Below are 18259 nucleotides of genomic sequence, written 5' to 3'. Positions count from 1 at the left end.
GCCGGATACGGAAATTTTTTTCAGCAGTCGGCGGTTTTTTCGGCGACGGACAAGGCTATTGCCGCACGCCGATTATCGCTATCGTGCAGCCACTCGTTTTCTTGCAGTCGAGGCACGATCGGTATGCGTTATCCCTCCATGACGGCGCTGCGGGCCCTGGATGCGGTGGCCCGCCTGGGCAGTGTCGCCGAAGCCGCCAGCGAGCTGAACCTGACCCCCAGCGCCATCAGCCACCAGATCAAGAGCCTGGAGCAGACCCTGGGGTTCGCCCTGACCGAGCGCCAGGGCCGCAGCATCCGCATCACCTACCAGGGCGAGCGCTACGCCCGGGACATCCACCTGCTGCTGGCCAATATCCTCGAGGCCGGGCAGCGCTCGGACGGCCAGCAGGTCAGCGGGCGCCTGTGCATCAGCAGCCCGCCGGGCTTCGCCACCTACTGGCTGTGCACCCATATCGCCGAGTTCCAGGCGCTGTATCCCCAGGTCGAACTGCACCTGGTATCGCCGCGTACCCCAGGCGATACCAGCGACAGCAACGTCGACCTGTTCGTCGCCTACGGCATGGGCGACTGGCCCAACCAGCATGTGCAGAAGATCGTCTCCCTGCGCTATTTCCCGGTGTGCAGCCCGAGCCTGGTGAACGCCATGGGCGGGCTCAAGAGCCTGGATGCGCTGGACCACGCTCTGTTGCTGCACATGATCGACTACTCCGACTGGCGGATCTGGCTGGCGGCGGCCGGGGCGCAGAACGTCGATGTGCGCCGGGGCATCGTGTTCGCCGATGCGCACTTCGTGCAGTCGGCCTGCATCGCCGGCCAGGGCATCGCCATGGGCGACAACCTGATCAGCGGCGAAGCCCTGGCCAAGGGCCTGCTGGTGCAGCCGTTCGACACCGAGATCGAGTCCAACCGCGGCTATTACCTGGTGGCCGACCCGCTCAAGGCCGAGCGCCCGGTGGTGCTGGCCTTCAGCGAGTGGGTCAAGTCGCAGTTGCATGGCATCACCCGCCTGCATCCGGAACCGCGACGCAATGGCAAAGCGTGAATTTTATTGATCAATCGCGAGGATTTTTTTCGATTGTTGCGCCTCGGTGGCTGCGACTAATGTCCCTCGACATCAGCCGGGCGCAGGGTGTCGCCCGCCGCAAGAACAAGAGGAGTAGTCGATGACCACCTGTGCGCAGTCGCTGGTTCGTTTGCTGGAAGGTTATGGCGTGGACACGGTGTTCGGGATTCCCGGGGTGCACACGGTAGAGCTGTATCGCGGCCTGCATGGCAGCCGCCTGCGTCACGTCAGCCCGCGCCACGAGCAGGGCGCAGGGTTCATGGCCGACGGCTACGCCCGGGCCAGCGGCAAGCCCGGGGTGTGCTTCATCATCACCGGCCCGGGCATGACCAACATCCTCACCGCCATGGGCCAGGCCTATGCCGACTCGGTGCCCATGCTGGTGATCTCCACGGTCAACCGGCGCGAGCACCTGCACCTGGGCCACGGCCATCTGCATGAGTTGCCGGACCAGCGGGCGATGGTGGCCGGGGTCTGCGCCTTCAGCCATACCTTGCAGTCGCCGGCGCAGTTGCCGGAGATCCTGGCCCGGGCCTTTGCCCTGTTCAAATGCGCGCGCCCACGGCCGGTGCACATCGAGATTCCCCTGGACGTGCTGGAGATGCCGGCCGTCGACCTCAACCTGATGCCACGCAGCCTGCCCGGCGCACCGGTTCCGGCCGGGGATTCGCTGGCCGCGGCGCTGGCCCTGCTCGATGCTGCCCACCGGCCGCTGATCCTCGCCGGTGGCGGGGCCCGGGGGTGCGCCCAGGTGCTGCAGCAACTGGCCGAGCGCCTGCAAGCCCCGGTGGCGCTGACCACCAACGCCCGGGGCCTGCTGCCCCAGGCCCACCCGTTATTGCTCGATGGGGTGCAGTCGGCGGCCCATGGCCGGGCGCTGATCGACGAAGCCGATGTGGTGCTGGCGGTGGGGACTGAGCTGGGCGAGACCGACTACGACTTCTTTGGCCTGGGACCGTTGCGCTTCAAGGGCTCGCTGATCCGCCTGGATATCGATCCGTTGCAGGTCATGGGGGTGCAACGGGCCCATGTCGGCCTGTTGGGCGATGCCCGGCAGGGCTTGCAGGCGCTGCTGGAGCAGGTCGCCCCGCAGGGGGCTCGCGGGCGCTGGGCGGTGGACAGCGTGCAACGGGTGAACCAGGCCGAGCGCGCCAGCTGGAGCGCCAGGCAGCGAGGGCTGCAAGGTTTGCTGGACCTGCTGCGCGATAACCTCGACGCCCCCATCCTGGTGGGCGACTCGACCCAGCCGGTGTACCAGGGCGCGTGCGGCTACCAGGCCCCGGCTCCAGCCAGCTGGTTCAACGCCGGCAGTGGCTACGGCACCCTGGGCTACGGTTTGCCGGCGGCCATGGGGGCCAAGCTGGCCCGCCCCGAGCGACCGGTGGTGGCGCTGGTGGGCGACGGCGGCCTGCAATTCACCAGCGGCGAGCTGATCGCGGCCTGTGAAGCGCAGATCGGCGTGATCCTGCTGGTGTGGAACAACCAGTGCTATGGCGAGATCCGCGACTACATGCATGCCCGGGACATCCAGCCGCTGGGGGTGGATATCCTCACCCCGGATTTCCAGGCCCTGGCCGCCAGTTGCCATGTGGCCTATCACCAGGCGGCCAGCCCGGCGCAGTTGCAGGAACTGCTGGCGAGTCTTGCGGGCACCCGCCAACCGGTGATGATCGAGGTCGATGCCGGTGCCTACCTGGCCCTAGAGTGATTTTCCGGCGCCCCGGCAAGGCGCCGCAAGAAACGCGCAGGCAGGGACAAGCTGGGTTACATTCAGGCTTTGGCCGGGACACCCCTTGTCACTCGAGGATTCATGGATGAATTGCATTTTCTGCCAGATTATCGCTGGCGCCTTGCCTGCGGCCGTGATCTACCGCGATGAACACTGCATGGCCTTCATGGACGTGCATCCCCTGGGCCAGGGGCATGCCTTGCTGATTCCCCGATCCCATGTGGAAAAGCTCGACCAGTTGCCCGGTTTCGTCCGCCAGCACCTGTACCAGGTGTTCGACGGTGTGCTGGCCGCGCAGCGTCGTGCCGGCTTCGGCGTGCAGGGCACGCACCTGTTGGTCAACGATGGCCGGGCCACCAACCAGCATATTCCCCATGCCCACATGCACCTGATCCCCCGGCGTAGCGGCGACAGCCTGGGTTTCGCCGGGCGCCTGCTGCTGCACTTCACCGGGCTGTTCGGCCCCAAGGCGAAGTTCGACACCCTGCAACGCCAGGCTGCCCTTATCGCCGGCGAGGTACGGGTGCCCTGGGTCAGCGAGACGCCGGCCGGAGGCGGGCACTGATATGGATCGCTCGCGGGCGTTGGCCATTGAATATGCGGAAAACCAATACCTGCGGACCCGGGTCGAGGGGCTGGCGAGCATGCCGGGCAACCCCTATCGGGCAAGCGTGCAGGGCGATTCGAGTTGCGGCGCGTTCCTCGTGGCCGAGCAGCCCAGCCCGATGCTGAATCGGGTGCACGGTGACCAGGAGCGAGATGCCGGGAAGCTGGCCAGCCTGCTGCAGGCTTGCAACGCCTGCAACCCGGCGATCGCCCTGATCGCCGCATCGGCCAGGATCGCACCCACCCTGGAGCTGCAAGGGCAACTGCTGCAACGCCTGAAGGGCTGGACCCATGGGCAATTCCTTGCGCCCGTGGAGGCGATCCCGGCCTCGCCGGCGTGTTCGGATGTCGAGTCAGTGGATCTGTCGACCCTGGAAAGCTTCTGTGTGCTGCACCGCGAGGCATTCAACACACCCGCGGCTGCCCGGCCGGTTACCCAAGCGGCTTTCAGCGCCTTGCTCGACGATGCTCGCGGGCACTTGTACCTGATACGCGAACAGGGTGTCGCGGTGGCCGGAGCGGCGTTGTTCATCGCCGACAATGGCGTGGCCTACCTGGGCACCGCCTTTACTACCAAGGCTGCGCGGGGCCAGGGTCATCACCGGGCCCTGATCGCCCACAGGTTGCACCAGGCCGTCGCCCTCGGCGCTCGGAGTGTGGCGGCCACGGCGTTGGTGAACTCGCAAAGCCGGCGCAACCTGGAGCACTGCGGCTTGCGCGTTTCTCACCTGCAGGCCCTGTATCGGGCCGCGCCTTAGCGCCGGCTTTGTTGCGCCGCTGGCGCCGGGTCGAAGCGGATCGACTGGACAATGGCGCCCTGGGTGGCGATTTCCCAGAGCCCGTCGCGGTCGGCCAGGGTGGCGTTGGCCGGGGTCGGGTTCTCGAACCAGCCGCAACGGCGTTCGACTTTGGCCGGCGCGGCGATCGCGGGCAGGACGATAACGCTCAGGAGGGTGCATAGCAGGGTGCGCTGAAACATGGAGCATGTTCGAGGGGCGGGCCGGGGACCATGGAGCGCCGCTTCGGGCTCGTCAAGCCGGGCAAAGGGGCCGATGCGATCGTGGCCCCTCAGCACCAGGCGCTCGTCAGCGTCGCTGCGGTATGCCTATTGCTGGTTGGGGCTAAGGCTTCGGCAAGTGTGGCCGAAACAGCAACTGGGAAATGGCGAAATCTCGCGCCTGGCCAACGAGCCGTCCACCCGCCCTGAGGCATGTTATGCAACGGATGCTGTGCAGTGTTTTAAGCCTGGCGATCATCCTGTCATCGCTGGGAGCTTGTACCACGGCGCCGGCCAGGCCGGCGGTCGAGGGCCCGCAGGTGTATGGCTATACCCTCAATCTGCCTTTGAGCCGCGAGCAGGTGCAGCGGTTGACTGACACTGGCAAGCACTATGTCGGGGCCCTCAAGCTGTATCAGCAGGTGTTGCCGGATGGCAGTCAGTTCGATTTCTACACCGACTACCGCAACTGGCTGGATACGCTGGCCCACACCAGCCGGGAGTTCCCTGCCGAGAGCGATTGCCAGGCGGCCCAGCAGGTGGACCAGATGCAGCTCACCACCCTGATCGATGACTACAACGCCCATCAGGCCCGCCCGGCGGGGGCGCCGCGTCAGGTGGGGGATGTCTATGCCATCCAGGCGCTGGACGCCTGTCAGCGTGTCGCTGGCCAAGGGCCTGGAGCACAAGCCTTTCGCTACACCCTTTGGGCCACCCTGCAAACCGAGACGACGGCCCATGAGCAGGGCTTTCTGCGCAAGATCGAGGACCCCCATGCGCAGACTCGGGGCATCGCGCAGGTGATACTCCTGCTGCCCTTTGCCGTGCTGATCACGTTCATGGGGGGCGGCTGCACCGATTTGCAGTCCCAGCCGGATGGCGACAGCTACTGCGCGCGGCAGCGCGCAGGGGCAGGTAGATGAAGCACCGGGGTCAATAGCGCCACTTGTGCAGCAGGTCTTGGCCGTAGCGCTGGATGATCAGTGCTTCGACGCCGTCATCGTCGTCATGTACCTCGGCCAGGCACAGCAGCATCAGCGCATCCAGGTAGGCTTCGGGCGAATCGAAGAAGCGTGTCAGGGCCATGCCGCTATCGTGGTCGAAGTAGTAGACCGCGCCGGTGCCGCGTTCGAAGCAGAACAGGTTGCCGTTACCCAGGTAGTCGCCGAAGGCCACCAACCGTTGTGCCAGCTCCAGGTCCAGGTATTGCTCGTCGATCTCGACGATGCCGGGGTAGGCCTCCAGCAGAGGCTGGATCGAGATGTCGCCGGGCTCGACGCTGCATAGGGTCTCGGCCAGGGACAGCACCCCTAGCTGGCGGTGATAGTCACGCAGCGCCGGTGGCAGCGGGCAGCCCAGGCGCTGCTCCAGGGCCTGCAGCGCGGCATCGCTGGCGGGCACTAGCCGGGGAGCGTTGGCGTGGCCCTCCCACAGTGCTCCATAGGCGGCGATCACCGCCCGGTACCAGGCCAGGCGCGCATCCTGGTCGGGCAGGTCCGGCCAGGCCAGGGGCGGGCAGCCGGCCGGTGGCCAGGCGTCGGATGCTGCGGCAGCGGCAGATGGCGTCGCGGAAGACGGGGCGGTCACCAGGGGCCTCCTTGCGATGATGGGGGAAGGTGGCACTTTATCCACCGCTTGAGCGCATGGGTCAACCGTGCCGAGCATTGCGAACATTGTTGCCGGCCGGCGCCAGGCGTAGCGTGGTGCCTCGACCTGGATCTGCCTGGAGGGACGCAAGCATGACCGTGAAACTGGGAGCCATCGATGCCTGGGCGCAGCCGGCCAATGGCCGCGCGCGGGCGCTGTTGCCGGAAGTGGCCCGGCTGTTCGAGAAATCCGGCTCGGCGCACCTGCTCGACCAGCCGGTGAGCATCGAGCAGACCGTGGCGCTGATGGATCAGGCCGGGGTGGAAAAACTCATGCTCAGCGCCTGGTGCCGGCCCGAGGGCTGGGTGTTCAGCAACGATGAAGTGGCGGCCTATACCCGGGCCTTTCCCGAGCGTTTCGTCGGCGTGGCCACGGTGGACCTGAGCCGGCCCATGGCAGCCCTGGCCGAGCTCGATCGCGCGGTGGGCGAGCTGGGCTGCAAGGCCCTGCGCATCGTCCCCTGGCTATGGAAGCTGCCGCCCAACCACCGCCTGTACTACCCGCTGTACGCCAAGTGCATCGAGCTGGGGATTCCCTTCTGTACCCAGGTCGGCCATACCGGGCCGTTGATGCCCTCGGAGACCGGGCGGCCGGTGCCGTATCTGGATGAAGTGGCCCTGGATTTTCCGGAGTTGGTGATCGTCGGTGGGCACATCGGCCATCCCTGGACCGACGAGATGATCGGCCTGGCCTGGAAGCACGACAATATCCACATCGATACCTCGGCCTACCTGCCGGCCTACTACCCGCCGCAGCTGCTGCATTTCATCCGTACCTACGGCCAGGACAAGGTCTTGTTCGGCAGCAACTTCCCCCAGCTGTCGCTGAAAAAATGCCTGGAGCAGGTCCAGGCCCTGGAACTTCCGCCGTCGATCGCGGACAAATTCCTCCAGGGCAATGCCCGTCGGGTTTTCGCTTTGTAGTCGCCTCCCGCAGGCGTCCAGGGCCGTGACCCTGGGCGGCCCGGGTCCGCTGGCGGACGGTGCGCGCACCTTGCCGGCGGTTTTTCTAGGTCAAGGTTTCTTGTAATCTTGGCCTCCCCATTCACGGACGAATATCGAGACAGCCCATGGCTAACTCCACCCCGTCACGCCTCGGCAAGATCTTCCAGGGCCTGCTGTTCGCCCTGATCGGCATCGGCCTGCTGGTCATCGCCGCCAATCTCACCCTCGAACGCCGCGAGTTCCTCGCCAGTGCCCTGAGCGCCGACGGCATTGTCAGCGACCTGAATGCCGGTGGCTCGCACCCCGAGATCGCCTTCACCACGGCCAGCGGGGAGAAAATCTCCTATCCCCAGGGCGGCTTCATCTTCGGTTACCAGAAAGACCAGCCGGTGCGGGTCTACTACCAGCCCGACCGCGCGGCCAACAGCGCGGTGATCGACGATCCGGCCGCTCTCTGGGCCACCCCTGGCGTGTTGGGCCTGATCGGCCTGATATTCGTCATTGCCGGCCTCGTCGGCATCGGCAGCCAGCGCCGGCGTCGCGCCCCACAACCCTTAAAAGGACTTTGAATCCATGAGCTACGACATCCCGATCCCGGTCAACGAGAGTCGCTGGCAGTACCAGACCGCCAGTGGCGGCGGCCTGACCGTGGCCCTGCTGGCGGGCAGCGGTGCTTCCCTGGTACTGCGTTCGCCCCAGGGCGAGGATGTGCACTACCACTACGGCGGCCTTGGCGTAGGGGTAGGGTTCGGCGCCCGCCTGCCGCGTTTCGGCAAGGTCAATATCCGGATCAAGGGCAAGACCGTCGGCGGCGCCGGTGCGGCCGAAGCCTTTCCCAGCACTGGCAAGGTGTTCGTTTCCGACGCCCTGGCCAGTCGCGACCTGACCAGCGACGACATCACCGGTCCTTGCCTGTACACCGAAGTCGGTGCCGGGCTGGGGGTGGGTGGTTCGGCCACGGCCTTGCTGTTCGGCCTGGACCCCAAGCTGTTGGCCCTGGCGGTGGCGGTGAACTCCACGGCCGCTTCGATGTTCGCCGCCACCACGGTCAACCGCCAGCTGTTGCAGTCGGCCAAGGGCGCGGTGGTCATGGCCGGGATGAACGCCGGCCTGCAAGCCGGTGGCGGCGCCGCGATCTACATGGGCTACCTGTTCTAGCCCAACCTGCCTGGCAGGCCTGGACTCACAGGCGCGCCAGGCACTGCTGGAGAATATCCAGCCCCTCTTCGAAGATATCCGCCGGCGTGGTCAGGGGCGCCAGCAGGCGCACGATATGCCGTGACTTGCCGCTGGGCATCAGCAGCAGGCCGGCTTCTCGGGCACTGGCCAGCAAGCTGTTCAACCGATCGGGCGCCGGCTCGCCGCGTTCGTCCAGCAGCTCGATGCCACGCATGGCGCCGACCCCGGTCAGGCGTCCCAGGTAGCGACACAAGCCGGTGGATTGCCAATGCGCATAACGCTCGACAATCGCCCGTTCCTGGGACTCGCCCCAGGCTTGCAACTGCTCGTCGGTCATTTCCTCCAGGGTCGCCAGGGCCGCGGCACAAGCGATCGGGTTGCCCGAATAGGTGCCGCCCAGGCCGCCCCGGGGCAGGCTGTCCAGCAGTTCCTGGCGGCCTACCACCGCGCCCAGGGGCAGTCCGCCGCCCATGCTCTTGCCCAAGAGGATCAGGTCCGGCTCGATGCCCAGCCGGGAAAAGGCGAAACGCTGGCCGGTGCGGCCAAAGCCGGACTGGATCTCGTCGGCCACCAGGAGGATCCGCTGCTCGTCGCAGAAGCGACGCAGGGCCTGGGCGAACCCCGGGTCCAGCGCCAGGAAGCCGCCTTCGCCCTGCACTGGCTCGAGGATGAAGCAGGCCACCTCGCCGACATCGATCTCCACGCTGAACAACCGCTGCATGGCCTTCAAGGCTTCTTCGGCACTCACGCCGTTGTCGGCGCTGGGGTAGGGCAGGTGGTACACGGGCCCCGGTAGCACGCCGACCTTCTGCTTGTAGGGGGCGACCTTGCCGTTGAGGTTGAGGGTGGCCAGGGTACGGCCATGGAAGCCACCATCGAAGGCGATCACGGCGCTGCGCCCGGTCGCGGCGCGGACGATCTTCAAAGCGTTTTCCGCCGCTTCGGCGCCACTGTTGGTGAGCATGCCGCTGACCGGGTAGCTCACCGGGATGAAGCGAGCCAGGCGCTCCATGAACTCAAGGTAGGGCGTGTGGGGCGCGGCGTTGAAGGCGTAGTGGGTGAGGCGGCTGGCTTGGGTCTGGATGGCCGCGACGATACGCGGATGGCAGTGCCCGAGGTTGAGCACGCCGATGCCGCCGACGAAGTCGATGTAGCGCTTGCCCCGGGTGTCCCAGACTTCGGCGTTGCGCCCGTGGCTGAGCTGGATCGGGTGGACGGTGGCGATCGAACGGCTGATGTTCTGATGGCTCATGGGATGGGCTCTGCATGCCGGGAAAGAGCCGTTATCTAAGCCGGCCCGGGACGCCTGGGACAAACGAAATAAAGTCGCCGGGTCAGTATGAAAATTCCCGACCTCGCCTTTGCCTGCGGTTCAGGGCGTTTGTGCCTTGCGGCGGTTGCGCAGGTGGCGCACCAGGGCGGCGAGCGCCAGCAGGGCCACCACGCCGAGGAAGATCGGCAGGCGATAGGGCTTCAGGTCACCGAGGAAATGCTGCAAGGCCTCGCCGGCCCAGTAACCGGCCCCGACGAACAGCATGGCCCAGACCGCGGCCCCGAGCACATTGAGCAAGGCAAAGCGCCAGGGTGCCAGGCCGCTGGCGCCGATGACCATCGGCCCCACCAAGCGCATGCCATAGAGAAAGCGCACGGCGAACACCGAGGTCAGGGGATAGCGTTCGATCAGGCCCTTGACCCGCGCGATGGCGGCTTGGTGGCGCTTGAGCCTGGGCAGCACCCGGACGCCGGAGTAGCGACCGGTCCAGAACAGCAACTGGTCGCCGAGGATGCCGCCGAGGGTGGCCAGGCCGAGCACCTGGGGCCACTCCAGGTTGCCTTGGTGCGCGGCCATGCCACCGAGGATCAGCACGGTCTCGCCCTCCAGCAGGCAACCGACGAAGATCACCCAGTAGCCGTAGGTGGCGATCAGGGCGTTGAGGTCCAGGTGTTCGAGCATGGGCAGGGTCTTCCATGGGCAGGTGGAGCCGGTGGCCGGTAGCGATGCTACACAGAACTCTGATTCCATCGGTCGGCACAAGTGCCTGGAACATTCGCCTCTGGCGACAGTTGCGTTCAAGGGCTTTCGGGTAGGCGCTTCAGCGACTGGGTAGGGCTGCGCTTTCGGCCAGGACGGATCTTGACGAGGGGTAGCGTATCTCGACGCTGGCCCCCGCTTGTTCCAGGGCTTGTTGCCAGGTCCTGAACACCTGTGGCCAGGCTTGCATGACCTTGAAGGGAGTGTTGGCCATCAGCGTCTTGGCCTGCCGGGGACTGAGGGTCATGGCCTGGCGGACGATGCCGAACACTCGGGCGGGATTCACGCCGACCTGGACAAGCCACAGTGCCGGATCGCTATGGGCCAGCGGCGGATATTCCGGGAATGGCCCATATTGTCGGAACAGCCTGGCCATGGCATCGGCGTGGTTCAGCGAGGCCAGAGCCTGGGCGCTGGCCAGGTGTTCAGCGCAAAACCACTCATAGCCATGGGGATGGCCCGCGCAGCTGGCGTCCAGGGGGCTGTAGTCGGCAAAGCGCACCAGGTCGCCGCCGCTGGCGGCATGGAACATCTCCGAGCGAAAGTCGTTGAGGCATAGATCGCAGATGGCTGGCTTCATCGCTGGAGCGGTTCCTGGGCGCTGGTAATTGGAGTTGACGCTCAGGCGGCCTGTCCCATCACCCACGCCCAGGTCAGGGCCGAACCGTACAAGCCCAGGCCGAACACCGAGTGGCCGACCAGGCTGCGCAGCCGGGCCACGTTCGGCTTGGGTGTCTTGCTGGCCGCGACTCCAGCGCCCATGCACGGCTGCATCAGGAAAAACGGCGCGGCCACCGTCAGCACGCCGACGATCAGCGCCGGGGCCAGGCTCGGCTGCAACGGCCATTGCGGGGCCTGGGTCAGCAGCAACAGTACCGCGAAAGCGATCCCGATCAGGTAATGGGCCAGCCAGCCCAGCGCTTGTTCTCCGGCTATTGGCGTCGCCTGGGCGATGTTCTGGTGCACGAACCGGCCCTGGGGGAAGTGGCCCACCCAGCGCCCGACCATGCCCCAGTTGGGGCCGGGCATCTTCAGGAGCCGGGCCAGGAACAGGTTCCAGAGATCCAGGACCAGGGTTGCGCCGACACCGATCACCAGTGCCGGTAAAATCAACGCCATGAGTGCATGCATAAGGACTCCTTCAAATACGGGAGCCTGGCAGTGCAGTGCCAGGTATTCCCGTGATAAAATTTCATTCAATTTAATGATTGAATGATCAATAAAGCAGCAGGAACTGTCAATGACCGATTCGTTTTCCCCACAGCAGCCGCTGGCCGACATGGCCGAGCTGGCGCGCATCCTCGGGCATCACCATCGCCTGATCCTGCTGGAGCACATCGCTCGCGGCGAGCAACCGGTGGAGCGCCTGGTGGAGGCCTCGGGCCTTTCGGTAGCCAACACTTCCCAGCACCTGCAGCAGCTGCGTCGCGGCGGTTTCGTGCAGACCCGACGCGATGGCAAGCGCGTGCTGTACAGCCTGGCCCAGGGGCCGGTGGCGAACCTGCTCGGTGCCCTGCGCCAATACGTCGACTACAACCACGGGCAGATTCGCGACCTGCTCAGCGATAGCGTGCAACAGCCGGCGCGGCTGGAGGGCATCTCCCGGGACGAATTGCGCCAACGCTTGCAGGAAGGCGGCATGACCTTGCTGGATGTGCGTCCGCTAGATGAGTTCGCCCAGGGCCATTTGCCGGGGGCGATCAACATCCCGCTGGATGAGCTGGAGCAGCGGTTGGCGGAGCTGCCGGTAGACCAGGAACTGGTGGCCTACTGCCGCGGCCCTTATTGCGTGCTGTCGCACAATGCCGCGGCGTTGTTGCGGGCCAAGGGCTTCAAGGTACGGCGCCTGGAGGAGGGGTTCACCGACTGGCAGGCCGCCGGGCTGGGTGTCGAGGCAGCGAGTGAAAGCGCCGAGAAACAGGGCGAATAAGCCATTGCCTACCGGTGCATGATCCATATCAACAGGGTTTTAAGAGAAATCCATTACAAGGGAGTCAGGCTCGGACCCACAAGGTACCGGGCCCCGGGCCTACCTCCCAAGGGCCCGAGATAACCAATAAAAACCTTTGCGGATATCGGCCGAGGGGGTCACCCCAGGCGGGTTTTAAAGGAATAACCTGATGGCTTTTTCTCTGTCGCGCTTGTGCCTCCTGGGCGCTGCGTTGCTCTGCGTACACTCCGTCCATGGTAGCGAGCCGGCCCCGGCAACTGCCGCCACTCCCGATGCCGAACTGATCCAGCGTGGCCAGTATGTGGCCCAGCTCGGCGACTGCATCGCCTGCCATACCGCCCGTGGCGGCGCCGTCATGGCCGGCGGCCTGGAGCTGAAGACGCCCATGGGCACCATCTACTCCAGCAACATCACCCCGGACAAGGCCACCGGTATCGGTAACTACAGCTTCGACCAGTTCGACCGCGCCATGCGTGAAGGCGTGACCCCTGATGGCAGCCATTTGTACCCGGCCATGCCGTACCCGTCCTACGCGAAGATGACCGAAGAGGACATGCGAGCGCTCTATGCCTACCTGATGAATGGCGTGGAGCCGGTGGCCCAGGGCAACCTGGAGGCCGACATGAGCTTCCCGTTCAACCAGCGCTGGGGCCTGTGGTTCTGGAACTTCGCCTTCGTCGACAAGCAGCCCTTCAAGCCCGATCCCCAGCGTGACGAACAGCTCAACCGTGGCGCCTACCTGGTCCAGGGCCTGGGCCATTGCGGTTCTTGCCACACCCCACGGGGCATCGCCTTCCAGGAGAAGGCCATGAGCGACACCGAATCCGGTGGCCAGCATTACCTGGCCGGGGAGACGGTAGAAGAGTGGCGTGCCCTGAGCCTGCGCAACCTGTGGACCGTGGAAGACACCGTGCAACTGCTCAAGACCGGGCAGAACCGCTTCGCCACGGTCTCGGGCAACATGGCCGATGTGATCCACCACAGTACCCAGCACTTCACCGATGCCGACCTGACCGCCATCGCCGCCTATCTCAAGTCGCTGCCGGCGGGCAAGGATGACCTGCCGATGCCGTCCGAGGTCCTGGCCCCGGCGGCGCCGCCGAGCAACTTGTTCACCTCTCGTGGTGGCCTGGGTTATGCGCAGTTCTGCTCCGACTGCCACCGCCAGGATGGCGCCGGCGTACCGCAGATGTTCCCGTCCCTGGCGGGCAACCCCAGCGTGGCATCGAGCAACCCGACTTCCTTGCTGCACATCACCCTGACCGGCTGGAAGACCGCCCAGACCGCGGCCCATCCACGGGTCTACACCATGCCGGGCTTCGCCCAGCTGGCCGATGAGGAAATCGCCGAGATCCTGACCTTCGTCCGCAGCAGCTGGGGCAATACGGGGTCGGCCATCAATGCCAGCCAGGTCAAGCAGATGCGTGCCCAACTGAGCCCGCAGGTGGAGAGCACGCCGTTCGAAACCCCACGCCTGGCCAACTTGCTGGCCGCGCCGAACGCCGAGCAACTGGTGCGTGGCATGCGCCTGCACCTGGAAACCAAGGCCCTGCTGCCGGACAACGTCGGCAACGCGCTGAACTGCACCAGCTGCCACCTCAACGCCGGTACCGTGGCCGATGGTTCGCCTTTCGTCGGTGTCTCGGCATTCTTTCCCGGCTACGCGCCACGGGCGGGCAAGACCATTACCCTGGAAGAGCGCATCAACGGTTGCTTCCGCCGCTCCATGCACGGCAAGCCGCTGCCGGTGGCTGGCCCGGACATGCAAGCCATGGTCGCCTACTTCGAATGGATGAAGATGAACACTCGTCCCGAGGACAAGGTGGCCGGGCGTGGCGTGGGCAAGATCGATCCCGCCCTCAAGCCCAACGCCGAGAACGGCAAGCAGGTGTACGCCAAGCAGTGCGCGGTGTGCCATGGCGCCGATGGCGAAGGCCTGAAGCGTGCCGACGGCAGCCTGATCTTCCCGCCGCTGTGGGGCGACGAATCGTTCAACATCGGCGCCGGCATGGCCCGTACCTACACTGCCGCGGCCTTCGTCAAGCGCAACATGCCGATCGGCTTCCACGAGAAATTCCCCCTGGGCCAGGGCGGTCTCTCGGATCAGCAAGCCCTGGACGTGGCCGAATACTTCTCCCATCAACCGCGTCCGGACTTCCCGGACAAGGTCAAGGACTGGCCCAACGGTGGCCGCCCGGCGGACGCCCGCTACTGACCGCGGCCTTGTCGCAGACAGCGACAAAGCCCGCAGGGGCTTCCGAGGCCCTCAAGAGCGCGTGCTCTTGAGGGCCTCGCGGTTTTCGGTGGCCGCTGCGGATCGTGCAGAAAAAACTGTGGAGGCTCAGTGGCGCCGCGGTAAGATCACCGTCCTTTGCCCGTAGTCTGAGCGGGCGGTCCTTCAAGGATGAATCATGCGGTTTCGCTCGATCCTGCTGCTGACCCTGTCCCTGGGGCTCGGCGGTTGTGCCTTTGTTTCCATGCTCAAAGCGACTACTGTCAGCTACCGGGTGCCGGCCGATGCCGGTGAAACCGCACTGATCCGCATCGTCGCCCAGGGGCTGGTACGTGGCGTGCCCTACAGCGATTGCATCGACTGGAGCAAGCCCGCGTCGGGGCTGATGGTCAGGCCTCATCGCGGCATCGCCAATCCCAACTTCCGCAACCTGCACATTCCGATGACCGCCGCCACCGACCGCATGCGGCGCCAAGAGGGCTTTGGCGCCAACGAGCTGAAGATCCCGGCCAATCGTCCGTTCGCCTTCATGTTCTACAACACGGAACCGGGGATGAGCCGGGACTACCGCGCGGTCTGCGAACAAAGCGTGACCTTCGTTCCCGAGGCTGGCGCGACCTATCAGATGGAGTTTCTCCAGGACCAGATGTGCACCGCCCGGCTGCGCAAGATCGATGAGCGTGGTGAGGCACTGCCGGACCTTGTGGTTTTGCGCCCCACCGGTTTCTGCCGCGCCGGCGCGCAATAGGGCGTGAACCTAGCGGGCTTCGTAGCGCTTGCAGATTTCTTCCCAGATGTAGGCACCGCGAAAGCGGATCCAGCGGATGAACAAGCGCCCGCGAAATGCCTGCCAGCGACTGCTGCGCCGTAGCGCCAGGCTTTCCTCGATTTCCTCCAGCAAGGGTTCGCGAGCGAAGCCCATCCAGATTTCCGGGATCACCGTCATCAGGTTGATGTAGCAGACCGGCGCCACCTCTTCGTAGAGAATGCGCTCCACCTCGGTCCGGTCGTAAGCCTGGGTCTGCCGGGCGATATAGGCGTAGTCCACCTCGTTATCCACAAAGGCGTCCGATAATACGTAGCGAATATCGTCCCGCTGCTTCGGGGTGATGTCTGATGACACGCTGTGTTCCTTCCTTGGGCTGTCGGGGATCTGGCTGGCGCGCTAGCGGGTTCTATCTTGGGGCGATCATCCGGGTCGGCGCTGCGCCATTGGCATTGTGCTGGAGGATGGTCACCGGCTGCCCCTGCTGATTGAAAAACACCTGGCCGATCCCCGAGGAATTCCACAGCCTCTCTCCGGCTTCGGCGTGCTCGGGCACGTGGGGAATGACCTTCATGCGTCGACGCCTGGTGAACCAGTTCAACGGCGAGCGTGGCGAGTAGAGCCAGCGGTTGAGGCGGTCGAACCAGTCCAGCAGGGCGGCGGGGAACTCGTTCTTGATGCCGCTGCTGGTGATCTGCCAGATCCGCGGGCCGCCCTGGCGGTGGCGGATCAGCACTTCGTAGACGAAGGAGTAGTGCACGTCGCCGGAGAGGATCACGTAGCTGCCCGGGGTGCGTGAGTGGCGGAAGATATTGAGGATCACCTGGGCCGAACCGCGATGGGCCATCCAGTTTTCCGCGTCCACCAGCAGCGGGTAGCCACACCAGCTGAAGACCTTCTGCACGGTTTCGATCAGCTTGACGCCGAAGATCGGCGCCGGTGAAACGATGATCGCCGAGGGATGGTCCAGCAGTTCGTGCTGCAGTTCGCTCAAGGCTTCCCAGTCCAGCAGGCCCGAGGGCTGGCCCAGGCTGAATTCGCTGCGCCAGCGTCGGGTGCGGGTGTCCAGGACCACCAGGGGCGGGGTGCTGGGCAAGACGTACTGCCATTGTTCAAAGCGCAGCAGCCGGTCGATCAGAGCGTCCTGGGTCTGAGACTCCAGCAGCTGTTCCGGGCCTTGTGGCGTGGCGCTCAAGGCGCGCACCTGTTCCAGCAGTGGCACGAAGGCATCCGGGTGGTTGCCCCAGCCCTGGCACAGCAGGTAGGCCAGTAGCGCGTTGCCGATGATGCGTTTGGAGAAGGGATGGCCGTAGGCGGTTTCTTCCCATTGGGCGCTGAGGTTCCAGTCGTCGGTGATGTCGTGGTCGTCGAAGATCATCAGGCACGACAGGTGGGCGAAGACCCGCGCCACGCCGTCCAGGCCGGCGACGAAGGCCTCGATATGCCGTTGCTCCCTGGCATAGCGCGCCTGGTGCTGCGGGCTCAGTTGCGGCATCTGGGGCGCGATCAGGCTCCAGGGCACCGGCGACCAGGCCAGCAGGTACATGGCCAGCACCTCGGCGAAGGTCACCAGGTGATTGTCGGCGCTGCTGCTGGTGAAGATCGGCTTCTTCACCCCGCCGAAGAACCGCTCGCGCAGGGTCTCGTTGCTCTTGAGCGCCGGCAGCAGTTCGGCCCGCTGGTAGTAGCTGGCGTGGTGCCGGTAGAGCGCCTGGCTGTCGTCCACCACGGCGCCCTCGAGCTGCTCGTCGAACAGGCCCAGGCGTTCGATCAGGGCATGGATGGCCCGCAGCATGGGGCCGGCCACATCGTCGGCGTAGATCTGGTCGCCGCTCATCAGCAGCAATGCGGGGCGGTCTTGGGTCGCCGGTTTTTGCGCCAGCAGGCGGTCGGCACACAGCAGGCCGTCGGGGGCCGGATGATGGGGCTTGCGGCAGGAGCCGTGGAGCAGGTTGTCGATGCGGCTGGGGAGCACGAATTCGGCCCGCCGCGCATTGCCATAGAGCAAGTGGGGCGCCCAGGCGGCCATGCCCTGGAAGCCATGCTGCGCATCGTTGAGCAGCAGGTCATAGGCGATCGGCAGATCCTCGGGCAGGGCCGCGTCCAGGCTCACGTCGATCAGGTGGATATAGGCTTCGCGGCCCACGGCGATGACCTGGCACTGACGCTCATCCAGGGTCAATTCCTGCATGGCCGCGCCTTCGGCCTGCAGTTGCAGGGTCAGGGACAAAGGCTGCGAGCCCACCAGCCACATCACCAGCCGGCTCGGTTCCAGGCGGCGCAACAGCGGGCCGGCGAGTACGGGGGGCAGCGTGTCGAGGACGTGGGACAAGGGCATGTGCGCAAGGGCTCGGGACTAGAAAAGAGGCGCCATGGTAGCGTAGCGAATGTCATGCAAACGTTGCCTGGCGGCGGCGTCCCGGGGCATTTGTATCCAGTTATTTACTGGTCGTGGCCATCATCACCCCGAAGCCCAAGAAGGTGATCCCCGAGAGCCTGCCGGCGATCCGTGCCCCGCGCCGGCTGGACAGCCAGTCTCGGGCACCGTTGGCCAGGCCGGCATAGGCACTGTGCACCGCCACCACCAGCAGGCCGTAGCTGGTCACCAGCAACAGGAACTGGCGCAGGTAACTGCCCTCGGCCTGGATGAACTGCGGGAATACCGCCAGGAAGAAGAACCCGGCCTTGGGGTTGAGCAACTGGATCGATAGCGCCTCGACGAAGCGTCGCCAGGGGCGCGGGCTGCTGGCCTGGAGTTGAGGAATGAAGCCCTGGCTGCGCCACATCTTGATGCCCAGGTACAGCAGGTACAGGGCGCCGAGGTACTTGAGCAGGGTGAACGCGGTGGCCGAGGCGGCCAGCACCAGGCCCAGGCTGCTGGCACACAGCCCGGCCACCACGAAGGCGCCCAGGGCAATGCCGAGTATGCCCGGCAAGGCGCCGGCCCAGCCATGGCGCAGGGCGTTGGACAGGGTCAGTACCACCCCGGGACCGGGGCTGAGGATGGTCAGGGTAGCCAGCAGCAGGAACAGTCCATAACTCGCCATGGGGCACTCCGGGCTTGGATGATGAAAGAGCGCCGTGGCAATGGCCGGCGCCGCGGTGCAGGG

The 18259-nt window shown here is 65.6% G+C and carries 20 protein-coding genes; 11 read left to right on the top strand and 9 right to left on the bottom strand.

Annotated features, from left to right (window positions below):
• Window positions 1–123: 123 nt before the first annotated feature.
• The 4 genes from H7A76_RS11690 (at window position 124) to H7A76_RS11675 (ending at window position 4158) form a co-directional block, all read left to right on the top strand.
• On the top strand, window positions 124–1044 hold the full coding sequence (locus H7A76_RS11690) for a LysR substrate-binding domain-containing protein (RefSeq protein WP_185698612.1): 921 nt from the start codon (window positions 124–126) through the stop codon (window positions 1042–1044).
• A gap of 121 nt (window positions 1045–1165) precedes the next feature.
• Window positions 1166–2773, top strand: coding sequence for a 5-guanidino-2-oxopentanoate decarboxylase (locus H7A76_RS11685; protein WP_185698611.1), 1608 nt, complete (start codon window positions 1166–1168; stop codon window positions 2771–2773).
• Between the two features lie 106 nt (window positions 2774–2879).
• Window positions 2880–3359 (top strand): HIT family protein, encoded by a 480-nt coding sequence (locus tag H7A76_RS11680; RefSeq protein WP_185698610.1) that lies wholly within the window; start codon window positions 2880–2882, stop codon window positions 3357–3359.
• 1 nt (window position 3360) lies between these two features.
• On the top strand, window positions 3361–4158 hold the full coding sequence (locus tag H7A76_RS11675; RefSeq protein WP_185698609.1) for a GNAT family N-acetyltransferase: 798 nt from the start codon (window positions 3361–3363) through the stop codon (window positions 4156–4158).
• Here the strand turns inward: H7A76_RS11675 and H7A76_RS11670 are convergent.
• On the bottom strand, window positions 4155–4379 hold the full coding sequence (locus H7A76_RS11670) for a DUF4087 domain-containing protein (protein ID WP_260497947.1): 225 nt from the start codon (window positions 4377–4379) through the stop codon (window positions 4155–4157). The genes H7A76_RS11675 and H7A76_RS11670 overlap by 4 nt on opposite strands.
• 236 nt (window positions 4380–4615) lie before the next feature.
• On the opposite strand from H7A76_RS11670, the gene H7A76_RS11665 reads away from it, so the two are divergent.
• A complete protein-coding gene (locus H7A76_RS11665) occupies window positions 4616–5320 on the top strand; it encodes a hypothetical protein (protein WP_185698608.1) in 705 nt (234 codons plus the stop codon).
• A gap of 10 nt (window positions 5321–5330) precedes the next feature.
• Here the strand turns inward: H7A76_RS11665 and H7A76_RS11660 are convergent, their stop codons facing one another.
• Window positions 5331–5984: an SMI1/KNR4 family protein gene (locus tag H7A76_RS11660; protein ID WP_312026250.1), complete on the bottom strand. Its 654-nt coding sequence runs from the start codon at window positions 5982–5984 to the stop codon at window positions 5331–5333.
• A 152-nt stretch (window positions 5985–6136) separates the two neighbouring features.
• Here H7A76_RS11660 and H7A76_RS11655 point away from each other — a divergent pair, with 152 nt between their 5' ends.
• The 3 genes from H7A76_RS11655 to H7A76_RS11645 all read left to right on the top strand — a co-directional run bounded on the left by H7A76_RS11655 (window position 6137) and on the right by H7A76_RS11645 (window position 8146).
• Window positions 6137–6967 (top strand): amidohydrolase family protein, encoded by an 831-nt coding sequence (locus H7A76_RS11655; RefSeq protein WP_185698606.1) that lies wholly within the window; start codon window positions 6137–6139, stop codon window positions 6965–6967.
• A gap of 146 nt (window positions 6968–7113) precedes the next feature.
• A complete protein-coding gene (locus H7A76_RS11650) occupies window positions 7114–7557 on the top strand; it encodes a DUF3592 domain-containing protein (protein ID WP_185698605.1) in 444 nt (147 codons plus the stop codon).
• Between the two features lie 4 nt (window positions 7558–7561).
• Window positions 7562–8146, top strand: coding sequence for a hypothetical protein (locus H7A76_RS11645; protein ID WP_185698604.1), 585 nt, complete (start codon window positions 7562–7564; stop codon window positions 8144–8146).
• Window positions 8147–8171: 25 nt separating this feature from the next.
• Here the strand turns inward: H7A76_RS11645 and H7A76_RS11640 are convergent, their stop codons facing one another.
• From H7A76_RS11640 to H7A76_RS11625, 4 genes are all read right to left on the bottom strand, one after another.
• Entirely contained in the window at window positions 8172–9419 is a 1248-nt protein-coding gene (locus H7A76_RS11640) for an aspartate aminotransferase family protein (protein ID WP_185698603.1), read from the bottom strand.
• A gap of 120 nt (window positions 9420–9539) precedes the next feature.
• The gene (locus H7A76_RS11635) at window positions 9540–10121 is read right to left on the bottom strand and encodes a DedA family protein (RefSeq protein WP_185698642.1); all 582 of its coding nucleotides are present in this window, start codon (window positions 10119–10121) and stop codon (window positions 9540–9542) included.
• A gap of 139 nt (window positions 10122–10260) precedes the next feature.
• On the bottom strand, window positions 10261–10779 hold the full coding sequence (locus H7A76_RS11630; RefSeq protein WP_185698602.1) for a hypothetical protein: 519 nt from the start codon (window positions 10777–10779) through the stop codon (window positions 10261–10263).
• Window positions 10780–10820: 41 nt separating this feature from the next.
• On the bottom strand, window positions 10821–11330 hold the full coding sequence (locus tag H7A76_RS11625; protein WP_185698601.1) for a DUF2938 domain-containing protein: 510 nt from the start codon (window positions 11328–11330) through the stop codon (window positions 10821–10823).
• 109 nt (window positions 11331–11439) lie between these two features.
• Here H7A76_RS11625 and H7A76_RS11620 point away from each other — a divergent pair, with 109 nt between their 5' ends.
• The 3 genes from H7A76_RS11620 to H7A76_RS11610 all read left to right on the top strand — a co-directional run bounded on the left by H7A76_RS11620 (window position 11440) and on the right by H7A76_RS11610 (window position 15131).
• Window positions 11440–12129: an ArsR/SmtB family transcription factor gene (locus H7A76_RS11620; RefSeq protein WP_185698600.1), complete on the top strand. Its 690-nt coding sequence runs from the start codon at window positions 11440–11442 to the stop codon at window positions 12127–12129.
• 190 nt (window positions 12130–12319) lie between these two features.
• Window positions 12320–14365, top strand: coding sequence for a c-type cytochrome (locus tag H7A76_RS11615; RefSeq protein WP_185698599.1), 2046 nt, complete (start codon window positions 12320–12322; stop codon window positions 14363–14365).
• A gap of 196 nt (window positions 14366–14561) precedes the next feature.
• Window positions 14562–15131 (top strand): hypothetical protein, encoded by a 570-nt coding sequence (locus H7A76_RS11610; protein ID WP_185698598.1) that lies wholly within the window; start codon window positions 14562–14564, stop codon window positions 15129–15131.
• Window positions 15132–15140: 9 nt separating this feature from the next.
• Here H7A76_RS11610 and H7A76_RS11605 read toward each other — a convergent pair whose 3' ends face one another.
• The 3 genes from H7A76_RS11605 to H7A76_RS11595 form a co-directional block, all read right to left on the bottom strand.
• Window positions 15141–15506, bottom strand: coding sequence for a hypothetical protein (locus H7A76_RS11605; RefSeq protein WP_185698597.1), 366 nt, complete (start codon window positions 15504–15506; stop codon window positions 15141–15143).
• Window positions 15507–15558: 52 nt separating this feature from the next.
• A complete protein-coding gene (locus H7A76_RS11600) occupies window positions 15559–17487 on the bottom strand; it encodes an alkaline phosphatase D family protein (RefSeq protein ID WP_185698596.1) in 1929 nt (642 codons plus the stop codon).
• Window positions 17488–17587: 100 nt separating this feature from the next.
• Entirely contained in the window at window positions 17588–18196 is a 609-nt protein-coding gene (locus H7A76_RS11595) for a LysE family translocator (protein ID WP_185698595.1), read from the bottom strand.
• Window positions 18197–18259: the final 63 nt, after the last annotated feature.

The sequence above is a fragment of the Pseudomonas sp. MSSRFD41 genome, from assembly GCF_014230245.1.
In the GTDB taxonomy this organism is placed as follows: Bacteria; Pseudomonadota; Gammaproteobacteria; order Pseudomonadales; family Pseudomonadaceae; genus Aquipseudomonas; species Aquipseudomonas piscis.
Note: the sequence above shows the minus strand (reverse complement) of the source record. Positions and strands in the feature narration are given on the sequence as shown.